The following is an 18,247-nucleotide window of genomic DNA, read 5'->3' as shown; positions in this document are numbered from 1 at the left end:
CGACCCGCCCGACAGGCGACAGCCCGGGACATGAGCGTCATCCGAGACGCCCATGTCCCGGGAGCGGTGATCACCACCCGGGGGAGTCGCGCGGCCCGGGATCGCGGCGACCACGACGGTCAGCGCTCGTAGACGCCCAGGTCCACCGCGCCGCCCTTGGGCCGGGCCACGCCCGCGACGTCGACGGTCGGGGCCGACGTCGCCACGCCCGCGTCGATCGCCGGGGAGCCCGCCTGCAGGTGGAAGCCGCCGCCTGCCGCGTCGACGAACTTCGCGTCACCCGTGGTCAGGTTGTGGTCGACGGTGAACCCGCCGGTGCCCCCGCTGATCGCCGCCGGGTTGCCCGTCAGGATGTTGTTGCGGATGACGTTGGTGCCGCTGAAACCGCTGGTGCTGAACACGATCCCGGCCCGCTTGTTGTTCCAGGCCACGTTGTTCACGATGCGGATGTTCGACATCGTGCCGCCGCCCTCCTTCCACAGCCCGATGCCGCCGCCCGCATTGCCGACCAGCACGTTGTTGTAGATGTCGATGTTCGACAGCCGCTTCGTCGGCGAGTACGACTCGACCGCCACCAGGATTCCGGGCTTCGACGTGTTCGTCGCGCCGCTCACGACGTTGTTGAAGATCTTCACGTCGTGCACGGAGTCGGCGTAGATGTTCGGGCCGCGGTTGTTGTAGACGCGGTTGCCGTGCACGAGGGCGTTGCGGGTCTCGTACTTGACGTCGATGCCCTCCTCGCCGCTGTCGTGCACCTCGTTGTTCCTGATGTCGACGGTGTCGTAGTTGACCAGGCTCATCGCCTCGTTCGACGCCGACGTGCCCGCCTGGTTCGTGTGGTGGACGTCGTTGCCGTCGATCACGGCGTTCGCACCGTTGAGCAGCACCAGCCCGCCGTTGCGGGTGTTCGACACCTCGGTGTCGGAGATCTGGATGTTCGACGCCTGGTTGCCGTAGATGCCGTGCGTCGGGGAGTTCGTGATCGTCAGCCCGGAGATCCTGATGTAGGACCGGCCGTCGAGGCTGACGAGGCCGTTGCCGCTCTTGAGGGTGTTCTTCCCGTCGACGACGACCTTCGCGCCGGCCTTGCTGCGCACCGTGATGTACCCGGCGGAGGCGCTGCCACTGGCCGGGAACTTCAGCGCCTCCGCGTAGGTCCCGGCCGACACCTCGACCGTGTCACCGGCCTTGGCGGCGTTGATCGCCGACTGGATCGTCTTGTACGTGCCGGTCGCGCCGACGCTGAGCGTCTGTGGTGCCGCGGACGCGACGCCGTGGATGGCGAAACCCGCGCCGATCGCGAGCGCCGCGGCGGCGACGAACGTCTGCCGCCGACGGGTGGGCGCCCATCGTCGGCGGGCCGGGCGCGCAGGGGAGGCTGCTCGATGTGAAGTCATGTCTCTCTCAATCCGCATTTCAGTCACGTGGGGAGCGGGACTGCGCACGTGACTTCGACGGCCGTGACCGGGGCGTTACAGAGGGTCGGTTCACGGATGAGGCGCATGAGGTGCATGTGGGTGGTTCGGGCAGCGGGACGGCCTCGGGTTGGCCGCCGTCCGGGTGAAGTCGGGCGGAATCGTGCGAGGTGGACGCGATTCGCGCGGATCGCCCGTTCGCCGCGCCCACATTCACCGTGACGGCCGCGTCACGCAGCGTCCCGGCCCGTCGCCGGGGCCCCGGCGCACCGACGGCGGCCCCGGCCGGCGCACCGACGGCGGTCCCGGACGAACCGGCCCTCGCGCCGTGGCCCGTGACGGTTGCCGGCGCGGCATGGCCCGTGACGGCGGGCCGGCGCCGCGTGGCCCGTGACGGCGGGCCGGCGCCGCGTGGGCGTGGCGGTGGGCCGGCGCCGCAGTGGGGGACGGGAGTCGCACGCGGAGGTGCTCCCGACAGTAAGCCGAGCGGGAGCGTCGCGTGCCGGCCCCGCCGGGATCCGCAACCGGGATCCCAACGGTGGTGCCCCCGGTGCGACTCGAACGCACACTGGACGGATTTTGAGTCCGCTGCCTCTGCCGATTGGGCTACGGGGGCGCCCACGGCGACGTGTCTCCGAACACGAAACGGAGATCGTTCGCCGGGCTCGAAGCCTAGCCCGATAACCTTGCCCCTCCGCAATCGCCCCACGCTGAAGGAGTTACCCGGTGGCTCAGCAGGTTTCCGAGGACGGCCACGAGGCCGCAGAGGCGGCGGGACCCGCTCCGGGCTGGCGGGTGCTCGTCGCGGAGGACGAGGCGTTGATCCGGCTCGACCTCACGGAGATGCTCTCCGAGGAGGGGTACCAGATCGCCGGTGAGGCCGGTGACGGCGAGGCCGCGATCGAGATGGCCCGCGCCCTCCGGCCCGACCTCGTGATCATGGACATCAAGATGCCCAAGAAGGACGGCATCGAGGCGGCGGGCACGATCGTCGAGGAGCGGATCGCGCCGGTCGTCATGCTCACGGCGTTCAGCCAGCGCGACCTCATCGAGCGGGCCCGCGACGCCGGCGCCATGGCGTACCTGGTGAAGCCGTTCGCCCGGCACGAGCTGGTCCCGGCCATCGAGTTGGCCGTCTCGCGGTTCGCCGAGAAGCGCGCCCTCGAGGACGAGGTCGCCACGCTGTCGGAGCGTCTCGAGACCCGGAAGGTCGTCGACCGCGCCAAGGGCCTGCTGATGACGAAGCAGAAGATGACGGAGCCGGAGGCGTTCCGTTGGATCCAGCGGACCGCGATGGACCGCCGCACCACGATGAAGGCGGTCGCCGACGCGGTCGTCGACGGTCTCGCCGAGTCCCGGTGACGACCGGCCTGTGACACGACGACGCCGCCGGGTCCGCGGACCCGGCGGCGTCGTAGGTGCACGGCGTCAGGCGACGCCCAGGTACGCCTCCTTGATCGCCGGGTCGGCCAGGAGCTCCTCGCCGGTGCCCGACTTGGTGATGCGGCCCGTCTCGATGACGTAGGCCCGGTGCGCGCGCTGCAGTGCCTGCTGGGCGTTCTGCTCGACCAGCAGGACCGTCACGCCCTGCGAGTTGATCTCCGTGATGATCCGGAAGATCTGCTGGATGAACTGCGGCGCAAGGCCCATCGACGGCTCGTCGAGCAGCAGCAGCCGTGGCTTGGCCATGAGCGCCCGGCCGATGGCGAGCATCTGCTGCTCGCCGCCGGACAGGGTGCCGCCCGCCTGGGTCCTGCGTTCGGCGAGCCGCGGGAACAGTTCGAACACCCGGTCCATCTCCTCGGCCAGGGTCTTGCGGTCCTTGCGGCTGTAGGCGCCCATGTCGAGGTTCTCCAGCACGGTCATGCCGGGGAACACGCCGCGACCTTCGGGGCTCTGCGAGATGCCCCGCACGACCCGCAGGTCGGCCCGCAGCGATCCGATGTCGTCGCCGTCGAAGCGCAGCGTGCCCGACGACACGGGCCGGATCCCGGAGATGACCCGCATCGTGGTCGTCTTGCCTGCGCCGTTCGCCCCGATGAGGGTGACGATCTCGCCCTCGTCGACGTGCAGGGTGAGGTCGTGGAGGGCCTGGATCCGTCCGTAGTGTGCGGACACGGCGTCGAGCTCAAGCAGTGGCATCGTCGGGGACCCCCAGGTAGGCGGCGATGACGGCGGGGTTGTCGCGGATCTCGTGGGGGAGACCCTCGGCGATCTTGCGGCCGAACTCGAGCACCACGATCCGGTCGGTGACACCCATGACCAGTCGCATGTCGTGCTCGATGAGCAGGACCGTGTAGCCGTCATCGCGGATCTTGCGGATCAACCCCATGAGGTTGTCCTTCTCGGCGGGGTTGAACCCCGCGGCGGGCTCGTCGAGACAGAGCAGCTTCGGCTCGGTCGCGAGCGCCCGGGCGATCTCCAGGCGCCGCTGGTCGCCGTAGGGCAGGTTGCGGGCCTTCTCGGCGGCGCGGCCGGCGATGCCGACGAACTCCAGCAGCGCCATGGCCCGGTCGATCGCCGCGCGTTCCTCGCGGTGGTGGCGCGGGAGTCGCAGCAGCGCGCCGACGACGCTCGTCCTGTGCCGGGCGTCGGCGCCGACGACGACGTTCTCCAGCGCGGTCATCTCGCCGAACAGGCGGATGTTCTGGAAGGTGCGGGCGATGCCGAGCCGGGTGATCTGGTGGCGCGACCGTCGGCCGAGGGGCTGGCCCTCCAGCAGGACCCGCCCCGACGTCGGCCGGTAGACGCCGGTGAGCGCGTTGAAGCAGGTCGTCTTCCCCGCGCCGTTGGGGCCGATGAGGCCGAGGATCTCGCCGCGGCGGATCTCGAACGACACCGAGTCGAGCGCGACGAGACCGCCGAAGCGCATGGTCACGTCATCCATGGCGAGCAGCGTGGCGCCGACCTCGACCGCGATCTCGCGTTCGGGTGCGACGACCTCGGCGACCTCGGCCTCGCGTTCGGCGAGTTCCTCGGGCGTCATCTGGGCGAGCTGTTCGACGATGCTGCCCTCGCCGTCGGGTACCAGCCCGGGGCCCTCGGCCGCGAGGTTGTCGGCGTGTTCGTCGGCGCGCGCCACCGCCTGGTCGCGGGCCCGTTCGTCGAGGGTCACCGCCGCGTCGTCATCGGCTGCGTCGTCGTGGGCCGCGTCGTGCGTGGGGCCCTCGGTCGTCGATCCGGCCGCGGCCGCGGTCGACCCGGCCGGCTGCGGCGCCGGGTCAGGCGCGGCAGCAGCGGCGGTGGCGGCGGACGTCGGGTCGGCCGCGTGCTTCCCGGGACGGTCGGGGCCGGTGCCGGAGGCCCGTGTCTCGTCTGTCATCCGGCCTTCTCCCCTTCACCGCGCAGCGAGCTGTCGGAACTGACCTGTTCGGGTCTGCCGACCAGTCGCAGGTACGCCTGCCTGCCGTAGGCGAGCAGCCGCTGCCGGGCCCCGAGCAGGCCCTGTGGGCGGAACATCATGAGGACGATCAGCGCGATGCCGAAGATCAGGTACTTGTAGGCGGCGAGCTCGACGAAGCGGTTGGGGATGTAGGACACGACGAACGCGCCCAGCACCACACCGACCTTGTTGCCGGAGCCGCCGAGGACGACCGCGGCGAGGAAGAGCACCGAGGTGGGGACGTCGAACTTCTGGTTGTTGACGAACCCGACCTGCCCGGCGAACAACGCGCCCGACAGGCCGCCGATGGCCGCTCCGATCACGAAGGCCCACAGCTTGAAGCGGATCGTGGCGACGCCCATGATCTCGGCGGCGTCCTCGTCCTCGCGGATCGCGACCCAGGCGCGGCCGACGCGGCTGCGCTCCAGGTTGCCGACCAGGAAGAGGATGGCGATCGTGATCGTCACAACGAGCCAGTACCAGGCGGTGCCGTTGGACGTCGTGAAGATGGGGTCGCCCTCGGAGTTGGTGCCGGGCGGGCTGCCCACGCTCTGGAAGCCGACCTGGCCCTTGAGGGGGCCGACGATCGTCGCCAGGAGCCTGACGATCTCGCCGAACCCCAGTGTGACGATCGCCAGGTAGTCGCCGCGTAGTCGCAGCGTCGGCCCTCCCAGTACCAGGCCGAAGAACATGGTGACGACCATCGCCAGCGGCAGCGTCCACAGGTACGGGATGTGCCACAGCACGGAGTCGGGGCTGGTCAGCAGCGCCGCGACATAGGAGCCGATCGCGAAGAAGCCGACGTAGCCGAGGTCGAGCAGGCCGGCCTGCCCGACGACGACGTTGAGCCCGATCGCGATGAGCGCGAACCGGGCGGCATCGAAGAGGGCGAGGGGGAAGTTGGTGCCCGGCTCCGTCGTCAGCAGGGGCGGGTTGAGCACCGGCAGCGCGTAGATCAGCACGACGACCGGGATCAGCACGAGCCACTGCTGCGGGCGGGGGAGGCTGTTCCAGCGGTCGCGCAACGAGACGTTGTCCGAGGACGCGGGCGCGGAGCCCGAGGCCTTCGGCCGGTCGGAGGTGGTCGTCATACCCGTGCCCTCCCCAGGGACTCACCGAGGATGCCGGTCGGCCTGATCATCAGGATGGCGACGAGCACGACGAACGCGACGACGTCGATCCACTGCCCGTTGCCGAACAGGGTCGCACCGTAGTTGCCGATGACGCCGAGGAGCAGGCCGCCCAGCAGGGCGCCGCGGATGTTGCCGATGCCGCCGAGGACGGCCGCGGCGAACGCCTTGATCCCGAGGATGAAGCCGCCGTTGAACTGGGCACCCGCCGGCACCCGCATCATGTAGAAGAGGGCGGCCGCGCCGGCGAGGATGCCGCCGATGAGGAATGTCAGCACGATGACCCGTTCCTTGTTGACCCCCATCAGGGTCGCGGTGTCGGGGTCCTGGGCGACGGCGCGCAGGCCGCGGCCCAGCCGCGTCCGGTTGACGAAGACGTCCGTGACGATCATCAGCACGATCGCCGCCACGAAGATGACGAGCTGCTGGCTCGTGATGATCACGCCGCCGATGTCGAAGACGGGCTCCGGGCGGAACATGATGATCGCGGGCTCGGGGTTGGGGCCGCGCCAGGCGAAGATCGCGTACTGGATCGCGAACGAGGCGCCGATCGCCGTGATGAGGAAGGCGAGCCGGGGAGCGTTGCGTCTGCGCAGCGGTCTGTAGGCCACGCGTTCGAGCAGTACGGCCACGAGGCCGGACACGAGCATCGCGACGAGCATCGCGAGGACCAGGTCACCGATGAGGGCGGCGATGCCCAGGTTGGGCGCCGAGGTGCCGAAGCCCAGCGCGGAGAGGGTGAAGAACACTGCGTAGGCACCGACGATGAAGACTTCGGAGTGCGCGAAGTTGATCAACTGCAGCACGCCGTAGACCATCGTGTAGCCCATCGCCACGAGCGCGTAGATCGCGCCGTAGGCGAGGCCGTCGATGGTGTCGCTCCAGAACTGGTTCAGGAACGAGTCGACGTCGAACTTGATCCAGTCGGGGCCTTGCGCGAGCAGGCCATGGCTCTGCGCGAGCAGGTCGTGACCTTGCGCGAGCAGGAGTGTCGAGATCACGGGCACACGTCCCTCATGTGCGACGGGCATGCCCGCCGACGACCGTGGAGGTCATCGGCGGGCATGCCCGTGAGCAGTCGTGCGGATGAATGACGAGGGTCAGCCGATCGTTCCGACGTAGACGATCTTGCCGGCCTGAACCTTGTACCCGTAGACGGTGGTGGCAGCGAGCTCGCCGGTGGCGTCCCACTTGAAGTGCTTGCTGAAGCCGTCCTTGTCGTAGTTCTTGACCCAGTTCAGCAGGCCGGCGCGGTCGGTGATGCCGGAGTCGATGCCCGCGAGCAGGATCGTCGCGGAGTCGTAGCCCTCCAGCGAGTAGGTGCCGGGGGCCTGGCCGCCGCTGACGCCCTTGTAGGCGTCGGCGAACTCGGGCAGCAGCTCACCCGGGACGCAGGGGCAGGTGAAGAACGCGTTGTTGGACGCGTCGCCCGCCTGCTGGATGAACTTGTCGTCCTTCACGCCGTCGGGGCCGACGAAGGCGCCGGTGAAGCCCTTGGTGACGAGCTGCTGGTCCAGCGGCGCGCCCTCGGCGTAGTAGCCGGCGTAGAAGACGGCGTCGGGCTTGGCCGCGATCACCTTGTTGGCGACGGTGGAGAAGTCCTTCTGCCCGGTCGTCACCTTGTCCTGGCAGTCCGCGGCGACGGCGCCGAGCGCGTCGTTCGTGGTCTTGGCCAGGCCGATCCCGTAGTCCGAGTCGTCCTGGATGACACAGACCTTCTTGGCACCGAGCTTGCCGGTGATGAACTTCGCGGCGGCCGGGCCCTGCACGGCGTCGTTGCCCAGGGCGCGGAAGAAGGTCGTCCAGCCGTTCTGGGTCAGGCTCGGGTTGGTCGCCGACGGGGTGAGGTGGACGAGGCCGGCCTGCTCGAAGATCGCGCCGGTGGCCTTCGACTCGCCGGAGAACGGCAGGCCGAGTGCCCCGATGGTGGCGGACTCGCTGACGAGCTGCGTGACGATGCCGGGCGCCTTGCCCGGGTCACCCTCGGTGTCGAACTTCTTGAGCTGCACCTGGCAGCCGGGGTTGGCCTGGTTGTGCTGGTTCACGGCGAGCTGGGCGCCGTTGAGGATGTTGATGCCGAGCTGGGCGTTGGCGCCGGACTGCGCACCGGCGAACGCGATGGTGGTGGTGGCCGCGCACTGCGCCTGACCGTTCCCGGCCGGCTTCACCGCGTCGGGCAGCGCCGGAAGGGTGGTCACCTCCGGGACGTCGACCTTGGACGGGCCCCCCGACCCGGTGTCACCCGACCCGGTGTTCGCCGCACAACCGGCGAGTACGACGGCGAGTGCCGCCGCGCTCGCGATCGTTGCGATGCGCCTTGCTCTAGCCACGTTGACCTCCTCGCACCTGCACCCCCCGGGCGACAGGCTGGCCGAGGCCCCGCCACCGATCGGGGCGAGGCATAGCCGCGAAAAGTAGTCCCGCGCCGCGGAGGTGGACAGAATGCCGTGAACTGTTGTGTCCAAGTCGTGATCGGGACACGCCCGCCTGCCGTTACCTCTTCGGGGTGAACTCGTGCGCTTCCGGAGGGTCGGAGGTGGAGCGCGTGCTTACCCGGCCGCGGGGCGGGTGTCGCGGTGCAGGCAGGTCAGCTTGGCCGTGCAGGTCCGCCGCCCCTGCTCGTCGACGATCACGATCTCGGACGTGGAGGTGCTGCGACCGACGTGCAGCGGCCGCGCGGTGCCTGTCACGACGCCGCCCGTCGCCGCGCGGTGGTGGGTGCAGGCCAGCTCCAGCCCGACGGGGAACCGGTCGGGCAGGGCGTGCAGGGCCGACAGCGTCGAGCCCAGCGACTCGGCCAGCACGGCGCTGGCGCCGCCGTGCAGCAGGCCGAACGGCTGCAGGTTGCCGGCGACGGGCATGCGCCCGACCACCTCCTCCGGCGACATCGACACGATCTCGATCCCCATCCGGGTCGAGAGCAGCTCGGCGGGGTCGATGTGGGGGCCGGGCAGGGAGGCGAGGTCGGCAGGATCGATCGGCACCGCCGGACCCTATTCGAGAGGCGGCGCCGTGGTGGTGGTGACGTCGGCGCAGGGGGGTGCCCCGGAACGGGCCGGGTGCGTCCGGGCCCCTGTCGTGCACCGCCGCGCCGGGCGCCGCCGGCGCGGCGCCGCGCTCAGGCGGGGCGGTGCGTCACGAAGATGGCGGTGCCGGGGAACAGCCTGCCGCGCAACGGCGACCACTGCCCCCAGATCCGCTCGTGACCCTCCGGCCACTCCGGTTCGACGACGTCGTCGAGGACCAGCCCGGCCGCGACGACGTCGCGGATCCGGTCGCCCATGGTGCGGTGGTGCTCGACGTAGGTGGCGGCGCCGTCGTCGTCGACCTCGAGGTAGGGGGTGCGGTCGAAGTAGGACTGGCCGGCGACGAGCCCGTCGGGGCCGGGGTCGTCGGGGAACACCCAGCGCATCGGGTGGTTGACCGCGAACACCCACCGGCCGCCCGGCGCGAGCACCCGGTGGACCTCCCGCATCACCTGCCGGGGGTCGGCGACGAAGGGCACCGCGCCGTAGGCCGAGCACGCGATGTCGAAGGAGGCGTCGGCGAAGGGCAGGTGCTCGGCGCCGGCCTGCACGAGCGGCACGACCACCCCCGTCGCGGTCCCGGCCGCCCGGGCGTGGCGCAGCATCGCCGCGGACAGGTCGAGGCCGACGGGGAGGGCGCCCTGGGTGGCCAGCCAGCGCGAGCACGGGGCCGACCCGCAGCCCACCTCGAGCACGCGGCGGCCCCGGACGTCACCGAGGAGCCGGGCGTCGGCCTCGCGCAACGCCTCGGGGGACCACACGAAGTCGACCTGGCCGATGTCGCCGAGGTGCTCGTCGAGGTAGTCGTCGGCGTCGGCGTCCCACCAGGCGCGGCTGGCCCGCTCGGACTCGGCCGACCCGACCTCGCGGCGGGCGATCCCGGCCGTGCCGAGCAGCGCTTCGGCCGACGCCCCCGGATGATCATCCCCGCTCACACCCTGCGTCGAGCTGCTCACGGCGCGTCACCATCGGGGAGGTGGCCCGCCGCGGCCGGAGGTCGAGTGCACACGGGCACATCGTCCCAGCTAGTCCGGTCCGCGCCGGGGGGACCCGCGTTGCCCTGATCTCACGCTGCCGCGTAGCATGAACCACAGACCGTGGTCAACGCGGCGGACACCGCAGGGCCAGTGCCCGGGGACCGCTCACCGCGGCGTCAGTACCATCCAGCATGATCTGCATGACCCACCGATTCAAAGGGTGACAGCTACAACGTCACAGCGACACTCATCGACCCAGGTCACCACGACCACGCCGAAATCCAGCACCGGAGCAACCCACTACATGTCCACCGACACCACCGCCGCCCCGACCCACACGACCCCGCAGGTCGCGATCAACGACATCGGGTCGGAGGAGGACTTCCTCGCCGCCATCGACCAGACGATCAAGTACTTCAACGACGGCGACATCGTCGAAGGCACGATCGTCAAGGTCGACCGCGACGAGGTCCTCCTCGACATCGGCTACAAGACCGAGGGCGTCATCCCCTCGCGGGAGCTGTCGATCAAGCACGATGTCGACCCCGCAGAGGTCGTCGAGGTCGGCGAGTTCGTCGAGGCCCTGGTCCTCCAGAAGGAGGACAAGGAAGGCCGGCTGATCCTGTCCAAGAAGCGCGCGCAGTACGAGCGCGCCTGGGGCACGATCGAGGCCCTCAAGGAGGCCGACGAGCCGGTCGAGGGCACGGTCATCGAGGTCGTCAAGGGCGGCCTGATCCTGGACATCGGGCTCCGGGGCTTCCTTCCCGCCTCGCTGGTCGAGATGCGCCGCGTGCGCGACCTGCAGCCGTACGTCGGCCGCAAGATCGAGGCCAAGATCATCGAGCTGGACAAGAACCGCAACAACGTGGTCCTGTCCCGCCGGGCGTGGCTCGAGCAGACCCAGTCCGAGGTCCGCAGCGAGTTCCTCAACCAGCTGGCCCGCGGCCAGGTGCGCAAGGGTGTCGTCTCCTCGGTCGTCAACTTCGGCGCGTTCGTCGACCTCGGCGGGGTCGACGGTCTGGTGCACGTCTCCGAGCTGTCCTGGAAGCACATCGACCACCCCTCCGAGGTCGTCGAGGTCGGCCAGGAGGTCACGGTCGAGGTTCTCGACGTCGACCTCGACCGCGAGCGTGTCTCCCTGTCGCTCAAGGCGACGCAGGAGGACCCGTGGCGCCTGTACGCCCGGACCCACGCGATCGGCCAGATCGTCCCGGGCAAGGTCACCAAGCTCGTCCCCTTCGGCGCGTTCGTCCGCGTCGAGGAGGGCATCGAGGGCCTCGTCCACATCTCGGAGCTGGCCGAGCGCCACGTCGAGATCCCGGAGCAGGTCGTCCAGGTCGGCGACGACGCCATGGTCAAGGTCATCGACATCGACCTCGACCGTCGCCGCATCTCGCTGTCGCTCAAGCAGGCCAACGAGGGCATGACGGCCGAGACCGAGTTCGACCCGACCCGCTACGGCATGGCCGCCGAGTACGACGACCAGGGGAACTACATCTACCCCGAGGGCTTCGACGTCGACTCCGGCGAGTGGCGCGAGGGCTTCGAGTCGCAGCGTGAGGCCTGGGAGAAGGAGTACGCCGAGGCCCACGTGCGCTACGAGCAGCACATCGCGCAGATCAAGAAGACGGCCGAGGCCGACGCCGAGGCCGCTGCCGACGGCGGCGCGACCAACTACTCCTCGCAGGGTGTGGAGCCGGCGGAGTCCGGCGGCTCGCTGGCCAGCGACGAGCAGCTCGCGGCGCTGCGGGAGAAGCTCTCCGGCGGAGCGTGATCGTCTCCTCGCCGGGCGGGTGACCGTCCGGTGGGGACCGGCGGCCCCGGTGATCCTCGTGATCACCGGGGCCGCCGTCGTGTGTGGGGTGGGGACGCTCCGGAGCGTGTGGCTCCAGGTGGCTGTGTGGCGTGGACCGATTGCCGCACCGCAGGTCCGTCCACGACGTTCGGTTACGAAGGAAGCGGTCACGATTGAGCGGCTATCGCTGATCGGTCGGGCGAGTCTGGTGCGTTGATCTTGTCCGGCCCCTACCGTCTCAGTCGTGGGGTACACGTGGCGTCAGCGGTTGGTCACCGCCGGCGTCGCCTTGGTCGCGGCCCTCGCCCTCGCGGGCGTGAGCGGCTGCGCGCGCGGCCCGGGCGATGCCGCGCCGCTCGCCGTGCCCACCTTCCCCGGCTCGACGACGAGTGCCGGTGCCTCCGGGGCGAAGAAGGACGACGGGCTGCCCGACGACTGCTCCGGCCTCATGGCCGCCGACGACCTCGGGGCGATCTTCGCCCAGCCCGTCGGGACGGTCGTCGTGCGCACGATCCGCGGCGTCCCGGCGCCTGCCGTCGGCCGCGTCGAACGCGTCGCGTGCACCTACAGCCGCGCCGGGGAGACCGGGTCGGCCGTCGCGCCGCTCGTCGACGTCAACATCGGCCGCTACACCGACGACGCCGCCGCGCGCAGCCAGTGGAAGGTCAACTCCGACGTCGAACGTGCCGGGGCCACCGCGAGCGACATCGCGATCGGCGACGCCACGGCCGTCGTCGTCAGCAGGCCCAAGGAGACGACGATGCTCGTGTCCTACCGGCTCGACACGCTCACCTTCATCCTCCCCGCCGCGCAGGGCGGCGGCCGCGCGCCGCAGGACGTGCTCGTCGACCTGGCCCGCCGGATGATCCCGACGCTCGTCGCCACGATGCCGCCACCCTCCACCGCGCCTGCGGGACCGGCCACGCCCGCCACGCCGACCGCCGACCACGACCCCGCGGCCGGTGCCCTCGGCCGCTGATCGGTAGCGTGGCGCCCGTGGCGGACGTCGCGCTGATGGTGGGCCTCACGGGCGGGATCGGATCGGGCAAGTCGACGGTCGCGAGGCGGCTCACCGAGCTCGGTGCCGTCCTCGTCGACGCCGACGCCATCGCCCGCGAGGTGGTGGCCGCCGGCTCCGTGGGCCTGGCTCGGATACTCGACGAGTTCGGCCCCGAGTTCGCAGGTCCCGACGGTGAGCTCGACCGCCCCCGCATGGCCGCGGCCGTCTTCGCCGACCCCGCCGCCCGCGAGAAGCTCAACGGCATCGTCCACCCGCTCGTGCGGGCCCGCTCCGCCGAGCTGGTCGCCGCCGCCCCGGCCGGCTCGATCGTCGTCCAGGACGTCCCGCTGCTCGTCGAGGGTGGGATGGGCGCGGGGTTCGCGCTGGTCGTCGTCGTGCATGCCGACGAGGAGGTCCGCATCCGGCGGCTCGTCGACAGCCGGGGGATGGCCGAGGACGACGCCCGTGCCCGCATCCGCGCCCAGGCGAGCGACGACCAGCGCCGCGCCGCCGCCGACGTCCGGCTCGACAACTCCGCCACCCCCGACGAGCTGCGTGCACAGGTCGACGAGATGTGGACGCGACGGCTGGTGCCGTTCCGCGACAACATGATCGCCGCGACCCCGGCCAGCGCGGGCGCCTCGGTCGCCGGTGCCGACCCGGCGTCGGTCGCCCGGCTTGCCGCCCGGGTGGCTGCCGCCGCGGGGGAGAACTCCCGCGGCGTCGAGCACGTCGGGCCTGGTGCCGTGCCCGGCCTCCCGGCGGCCGACGTCGTCGACCTCGTGCTCGTCGTCGACGACCCCGCCGCCGACCTCACCGCCGCGCTCGCCCGCGTCGGGTTCGTCGCCGACGGTGCGGCCCGCTGGGGCAGTGCCGACCCCGCCCGCCCGGCCCGGTTGCGGGCCTTCGCCCCCGACGACCCGGCACTGCGGGTCGAGCTGCTCGTCCGAGACCGGCTGCGCGCCGGAGCGGACCACGCGAAGGCCTCCTGGCAGCCTCCGGACGGGTGGTCCCGGGAAACCGTCGAGGTGGCGGAACGGTGGGCCGTGTCGACCGGCTGGGTGCTGCCGTTAGGATGAACGGGCCTTCCAGCCGATGTGACAGGTCGGCCGATGTAACGGCATCGGGATGCCCCCCGATGGTCAGGTGGTGGATCGTGCGAGCTCCCCTGCGTGCGCGCGGTCCGCTGTTCCGAGACGAAAGGGAAGACCACGGTCGTGAGCGCCCTCGTGGACCATCGCTCTGACCCCGGCGACCCCGCACGTAGCCGCGGCTCGTGGCCCGCGGGCACGGGTCCGGCCGCGTCCACCGTCGGCGCGCCGCACGACCGGGCACACCCCGACGAGCCGTCCGAGTACGACGGGGCCGCCGGCCACGACGGCTACCGCGCCGGCGGCCACGGCGCCGGGAACCGCGGCGCCGACGAGTACGACGGCACGGACTACGACGGCACGGACTACGACCACACGGACTACGCCGCCGACTACGACGCAGACGACTACGGCACGCCCTACAGCGAGCGCGACGCCCGGTACGTGCCCGTCGAGGCCGACGCCGGCGCCGGCGGCCGGTACGCCGAGGCCGAGCAGGACGCCGAGAACGCGCCCGTCGGCCGCCAGCGCGCCCAGTTCGGACGCCACCTCGAGGCGCACTACCCGCGGCTCGTCGCCCAGCTCTACGCCATCACCCTCGACGCAGGCCAGGCACACGACCTCGTCCAGGAGGCCTACGCCCGCGCCTGGCGCACCTGGCCCGAGATCGTCCGCCGCGGCGAACCGGCCGACTGGGTGCGGCGCGTCGCCGTCTCCACCTCGATGCGCAGCTGGAGCGCCATGGTCGGCCGCCTCGCGCGTCGCCGCCCGCCCGAGATCGAGACGATGGAACCCCGCGCCGCCGCCCTCGTCGGCGCGCTGCAGCGCATCTCGCCCGCCGAGCGACGCGCTGTCGTCCTGCACCACATGGTGGGGATGCCCGTCACCGACATCGCGGCGCTCGAACGCCGCCCCGCACGCAAGATCGAGGCGCGGCTCGTCCGCGCCAGGCTCGCCGTCACCGAGGACATGGGGGACGTCTTCCTCGACATCCTCGGTGCGGAGGTAGGGGACGACCGTGACTGATCCGCTCCGCGTCGTGAACGAGGAGTTCCGCCGCCTCGACGACGAGCTCGCCGCGGGGGTCGCCCTCCCGCCGGTCGACGACGTGATCCGCCGCGCCGGCCGGCTCAACCGGGCCAGCACCGCCGCGGCGGCGGCCGTCATCACCGTCGGCGCGCTCGGCGGCATCACCGCCGTCGCGCAGGCATCCCAGCCCGACAGTGTCGCCGCGCCGGGCGGGCCGCTGCCCACCGGTGCCGTCCTCGCACCGCCGGCCCCGGTCGTCTCCACGACCGCGCCGACGACCACGACGACGCGGGTCGCACCGCGGACCACGACGCGGACGGTCCCGAAGACCACGACCACGGTGCCCAGGACGACGACGGTCGCGCCGACCACGACGGTCGCCCCGCCGGTCACGACGACGGTCCCCCGGACCGCCACAACCACCACCAGCCGTAGACCCGCCACGCCGCCGCCGGCCGCGCCGTCCGCAGGGATCGCGGACGACGTCCTGGAGTGAACCGCGTCAGTCCCAGGTCAGCGTGACCCCCTCGGTCGCGAGCCAGGCGTCGAGGTCGTTGCCGTGCGCGGCCAGCGCCGCGACGGTGGCGTAGGCGCGCTGCATCCCGTACTCGGCGAGCGCCGGGTCGAGGACCCCGGTGGCGACGGCGCCGACGAACTCGTCGACGTCGATCACCGCGGTCTCCCGGCCGGTCCTGACGACGACGTCGAGGTACAGGTCGGTCATCGTCCAGCACGGGTGGCCGGGTTCGATGCGGGCGATGTCGAGGTAGAAGTCCTGGTCGCGCACGTGGTCGGGGGTCCACTCCCACACGGCGACGCCGATCCCCAGCTCCGGCAGCAGCCATTGCCGGATCCAGGTCGCACTGGGGCGACCGACGACGGCGCGGCTCATGTAGAGCCCGAACGGCTCGACCCGGTAGGTGGTGACCTCCCGGACGAACCCCTTGTTGTCGGTGTTGACGGCGGCGTCGACGTCGAAGGTCTGGATCTTCGGCGGGTGCACGCCACGATCCTTGCAGCCGCGCCCGGTCGGGGGTGTCCGGCGCGGACGGGAAAACGTCGGTGCCGGCTCGTACCCTGGAAGGGTGGCATTCGCGACAGAGGTCCCCGGCAGCGCCGCCGACACGCACATCCGGCAGGGCATGCCCGTGGCGCACTCCGAGCACCGCCCGGTGGGCGACATCCCGCGCACCGGTGCGCGGTTCGAGGTGGTCAGCGAGTACAGCCCGGCGGGCGACCAGCCCGCGGCGATCGACGATCTGGAGCGCCGGCTGCGCGCGGGCGAGCAGGACATCGTGCTGCTCGGGGCCACCGGAACCGGTAAGTCGGCGACGACGGCGTGGCTGATCGAGCGCGTCCAGCGGCCCACCCTGGTGATGGCGCCCAACAAGACGCTGGCGGCCCAGCTGGCCAACGAGCTGCGGGAGATGTTGCCGCACAACGCGGTCGAGTACTTCGTCTCGTACTACGACTACTACCAGCCCGAGGCGTACATCGCGCAGACCGACACCTACATCGAGAAGGACTCGTCGATCAACTCCGACGTCGAGCGGCTGCGGCACTCGGCGACGCAGAACCTGTTGTCGCGGCGTGACGTCGTGGTGGTGGCGTCGGTGTCGTGCATCTACGGCCTGGGCACGCCGCAGTCCTATCTCGACCGGTCGGTGCAGCTGTCCGTCGGCACGGAGGTCGAGCGCGACCAGCTGCTGCGGGCCCTGGTCGACGTGCAGTACACGCGCAACGACATGGCGTTCGCCCGTGGCACGTTCCGGGTGCGGGGCGACACGGTCGAGATCATCCCGGCCTACGAGGAACTGGCCATCCGCATCGAGTTCTTCGGCGACGAGATCGAGGCGCTGTACTACCTGCACCCGCTCACGGGCGACGTGGTGCGCCAGGTCGACACCGTCCGGATCTTCCCGGCCACCCACTACGTGGCGGGCCCGGAGCGGATGGAACGCGCGGTGCGCGACATCGAGGCCGAGCTCGAGGAGCGGCTGGCCGAGCTGGAGCGGCAGGGCAAGATGCTGGAGGCGCAGCGGCTGCGCATGCGCACCCAGTACGACCTGGAGATGATCCGCCAGGTCGGGTTCTGCTCGGGCATCGAGAACTACTCCCGGCACATCGACGGGCGGGGTGCCGGTACGGCACCGGCCACGCTGCTCGACTACTTCCCCGACGACTTCCTCCTGGTCATCGACGAGTCGCACGTGACGGTGCCGCAGATCGGCGGCATGTACGAGGGCGACATGTCCCGCAAGCGCAACCTCGTGGAGTTCGGGTTCCGGCTCCCGTCGGCGGTCGACAACCGCCCGCTGACCTGGGAGGAGTTCGCCGACCGGATCGGGCAGACCGTCTACCTGTCGGCCACCCCGGGCAACTACGAGCTGTCGCGTACCGGTGGCGAGTTCGTGGAGCAGGTCATCCGGCCGACGGGCCTGGTCGACCCCGAGGTGATCGTGAAGCCCACGAAGGGCCAGATCGACGACCTCGTCCACGAGATCCGGCTGCGCACGGAGCGCGACGAGCGCGTCCTGGTCACCACGTTGACCAAGAAGATGGCCGAGGACCTCACCGACTACCTGCTGGAGCTGGGTATCCGGGTGCGGTACCTGCACTCCGAGGTCGACACGCTGCGCCGCGTCGAGCTGCTGCGGCAGCTGCGCACGGGCGAGTACGACGTGCTGGTCGGCATCAACCTGCTGCGCGAGGGTCTCGACCTGCCGGAGGTGTCGCTCGTCGCGATCCTCGACGCCGACAAGGAGGGCTTCCTGCGGTCGGGCACGTCGTTGATCCAGACGATCGGGCGGGCGGCGCGCAACGTGTCCGGGCAGGTGCACATGTACGCCGACCGGGTCACCGAGTCGATGCAGCACGCCATCGACGAGACCGACCGGCGCCGCGCCAAGCAGGTCGCCTACAACACGGAGAAGGGGATCGACCCGCAGCCGCTGCGCAAGAAGATCGCCGACATCCTCGACCAGGTGTACCGCGAGGCCGAGGACGGCGAGGTGCCCGTCGGTGGGTCGGGCCGCAACCAGTCGCGGGGCAAGCGTGCGGCGGGCGAGCCGGGTCGTGCGTCCGCGAGTGCGGGGATCGTCGCGGGCCGGGACACGGCGAACATGCCGCGTGCCGAGCTGGCCGACCTCATCCAGCAGCTGTCCGACCAGATGCTCGCCGCCGCGCGTGATCTGCAGTTCGAGCTGGCGGCGCGGCTGCGCGACGAGGTGGCCGACCTGAAGAAGGAGATGCGGGGGATGGACGCGGCCGGGATCACGTGAACCCGGTGATCTCCCGATCGCCGGGCCACGGTGACGCGCAGCGCCGCGTTGCTCGCCCCGTGCGACCGGGCGTGACGGGCCTTGGCTACCGTGGTGCGTGACCTGCACCGCGTCAACGGCC

General features: G+C 71.2%; 16 protein-coding genes and 1 tRNA gene. 7 read left to right on the top strand and 10 right to left on the bottom strand.

Translation table 11 applies throughout. The features are described 5' to 3' along the window. Positions 1-119: 119 nt before the first annotated feature. Positions 120-1,397: a right-handed parallel beta-helix repeat-containing protein gene (locus tag AB7F12_RS22400; protein WP_428499317.1), complete on the bottom strand. Its 1,278-nt coding sequence runs from the start codon at positions 1,395-1,397 to the stop codon at positions 120-122. A gap of 557 nt (positions 1,398-1,954) precedes the next feature. Next, positions 1,955-2,031: transfer RNA gene (locus AB7F12_RS22395), tRNA-Leu, on the bottom strand. Between the two features lie 110 nt (positions 2,032-2,141). On the opposite strand from AB7F12_RS22395, the gene AB7F12_RS22390 reads away from it, so the two are divergent. After that, entirely contained in the window at positions 2,142-2,777 is a 636-nt protein-coding gene (locus AB7F12_RS22390; RefSeq protein ID WP_428499318.1) for an ANTAR domain-containing response regulator, read from the top strand. Between the two features lie 66 nt (positions 2,778-2,843). Here AB7F12_RS22390 and AB7F12_RS22385 read toward each other — a convergent pair whose 3' ends face one another. The 7 genes from AB7F12_RS22385 to AB7F12_RS22355 form a co-directional block, all read right to left on the bottom strand. Next, positions 2,844-3,557, bottom strand: coding sequence for an ABC transporter ATP-binding protein (locus AB7F12_RS22385; RefSeq protein WP_428499319.1), 714 nt, complete (start codon positions 3,555-3,557; stop codon positions 2,844-2,846). After that, positions 3,544-4,401: an ABC transporter ATP-binding protein gene (locus AB7F12_RS22380; protein ID WP_428499350.1), complete on the bottom strand. Its 858-nt coding sequence runs from the start codon at positions 4,399-4,401 to the stop codon at positions 3,544-3,546. Before AB7F12_RS22380 ends, AB7F12_RS22385 begins: the two co-directional genes overlap by 14 nt. Positions 4,402-4,733: 332 nt before the next feature. Then, the gene (locus AB7F12_RS22375; RefSeq protein WP_428499320.1) at positions 4,734-5,888 is read right to left on the bottom strand and encodes a branched-chain amino acid ABC transporter permease; all 1,155 of its coding nucleotides are present in this window, start codon (positions 5,886-5,888) and stop codon (positions 4,734-4,736) included. Beyond that, positions 5,885-6,934 (bottom strand): branched-chain amino acid ABC transporter permease, encoded by a 1,050-nt coding sequence (locus AB7F12_RS22370; protein ID WP_428499321.1) that lies wholly within the window; start codon positions 6,932-6,934, stop codon positions 5,885-5,887. Before AB7F12_RS22370 ends, AB7F12_RS22375 begins: the two co-directional genes overlap by 4 nt. A 93-nt stretch (positions 6,935-7,027) precedes the next feature. Beyond that, entirely contained in the window at positions 7,028-8,257 is a 1,230-nt protein-coding gene (locus tag AB7F12_RS22365; RefSeq protein ID WP_428499322.1) for a branched-chain amino acid ABC transporter substrate-binding protein, read from the bottom strand. A 219-nt stretch (positions 8,258-8,476) separates the two neighbouring features. Then, complete coding sequence (locus AB7F12_RS22360; protein ID WP_428499323.1) at positions 8,477-8,911, bottom strand: hotdog fold thioesterase; 435 nt, start codon at positions 8,909-8,911, stop codon at positions 8,477-8,479. A gap of 134 nt (positions 8,912-9,045) precedes the next feature. After that, positions 9,046-9,909: a class I SAM-dependent methyltransferase gene (locus tag AB7F12_RS22355; protein ID WP_428499324.1), complete on the bottom strand. Its 864-nt coding sequence runs from the start codon at positions 9,907-9,909 to the stop codon at positions 9,046-9,048. 325 nt (positions 9,910-10,234) lie between these two features. Here AB7F12_RS22355 and rpsA point away from each other — a divergent pair, with 325 nt between their 5' ends. The 5 genes from rpsA (at position 10,235) to AB7F12_RS22330 (ending at position 15,341) form a co-directional block, all read left to right on the top strand. After that, complete coding sequence (gene rpsA, locus AB7F12_RS22350) at positions 10,235-11,704, top strand: 30S ribosomal protein S1 (protein WP_428499325.1); 1,470 nt, start codon at positions 10,235-10,237, stop codon at positions 11,702-11,704. A gap of 265 nt (positions 11,705-11,969) precedes the next feature. Continuing rightward, the gene (locus AB7F12_RS22345; RefSeq protein ID WP_428499326.1) at positions 11,970-12,704 is read left to right on the top strand and encodes a hypothetical protein; all 735 of its coding nucleotides are present in this window, start codon (positions 11,970-11,972) and stop codon (positions 12,702-12,704) included. 35 nt (positions 12,705-12,739) lie between these two features. Then, on the top strand, positions 12,740-13,804 hold the full coding sequence (coaE, locus tag AB7F12_RS22340) for a dephospho-CoA kinase (protein WP_428499351.1): 1,065 nt from the start codon (positions 12,740-12,742) through the stop codon (positions 13,802-13,804). 138 nt (positions 13,805-13,942) lie between these two features. Then, entirely contained in the window at positions 13,943-14,842 is a 900-nt protein-coding gene (locus AB7F12_RS22335) for an RNA polymerase sigma factor (RefSeq protein ID WP_428499327.1), read from the top strand. Further along, on the top strand, positions 14,835-15,341 hold the full coding sequence (locus tag AB7F12_RS22330; RefSeq protein WP_428499328.1) for a hypothetical protein: 507 nt from the start codon (positions 14,835-14,837) through the stop codon (positions 15,339-15,341). Before AB7F12_RS22335 ends, AB7F12_RS22330 begins: the two co-directional genes overlap by 8 nt. A 6-nt stretch (positions 15,342-15,347) precedes the next feature. Here AB7F12_RS22330 and AB7F12_RS22325 read toward each other — a convergent pair whose 3' ends face one another. After that, the gene (locus AB7F12_RS22325; RefSeq protein ID WP_428499329.1) at positions 15,348-15,848 is read right to left on the bottom strand and encodes a DUF402 domain-containing protein; all 501 of its coding nucleotides are present in this window, start codon (positions 15,846-15,848) and stop codon (positions 15,348-15,350) included. Positions 15,849-15,930: 82 nt separating this feature from the next. Between AB7F12_RS22325 and uvrB the strand changes: the two genes are divergently transcribed. Continuing rightward, complete coding sequence (gene uvrB, locus AB7F12_RS22320) at positions 15,931-18,126, top strand: excinuclease ABC subunit UvrB (protein WP_428499330.1); 2,196 nt, start codon at positions 15,931-15,933, stop codon at positions 18,124-18,126. The last annotated feature ends 121 nt before the right edge of the window (positions 18,127-18,247 follow it).

Origin of the sequence: Pseudonocardia sp. (genome assembly GCF_050250275.1) — a bacterium.
Classification (GTDB): domain Bacteria; phylum Actinomycetota; class Actinomycetes; order Mycobacteriales; family Pseudonocardiaceae; genus Pseudonocardia.
Note: the sequence above shows the minus strand (reverse complement) of the source record. Positions and strands in the feature narration are given on the sequence as shown.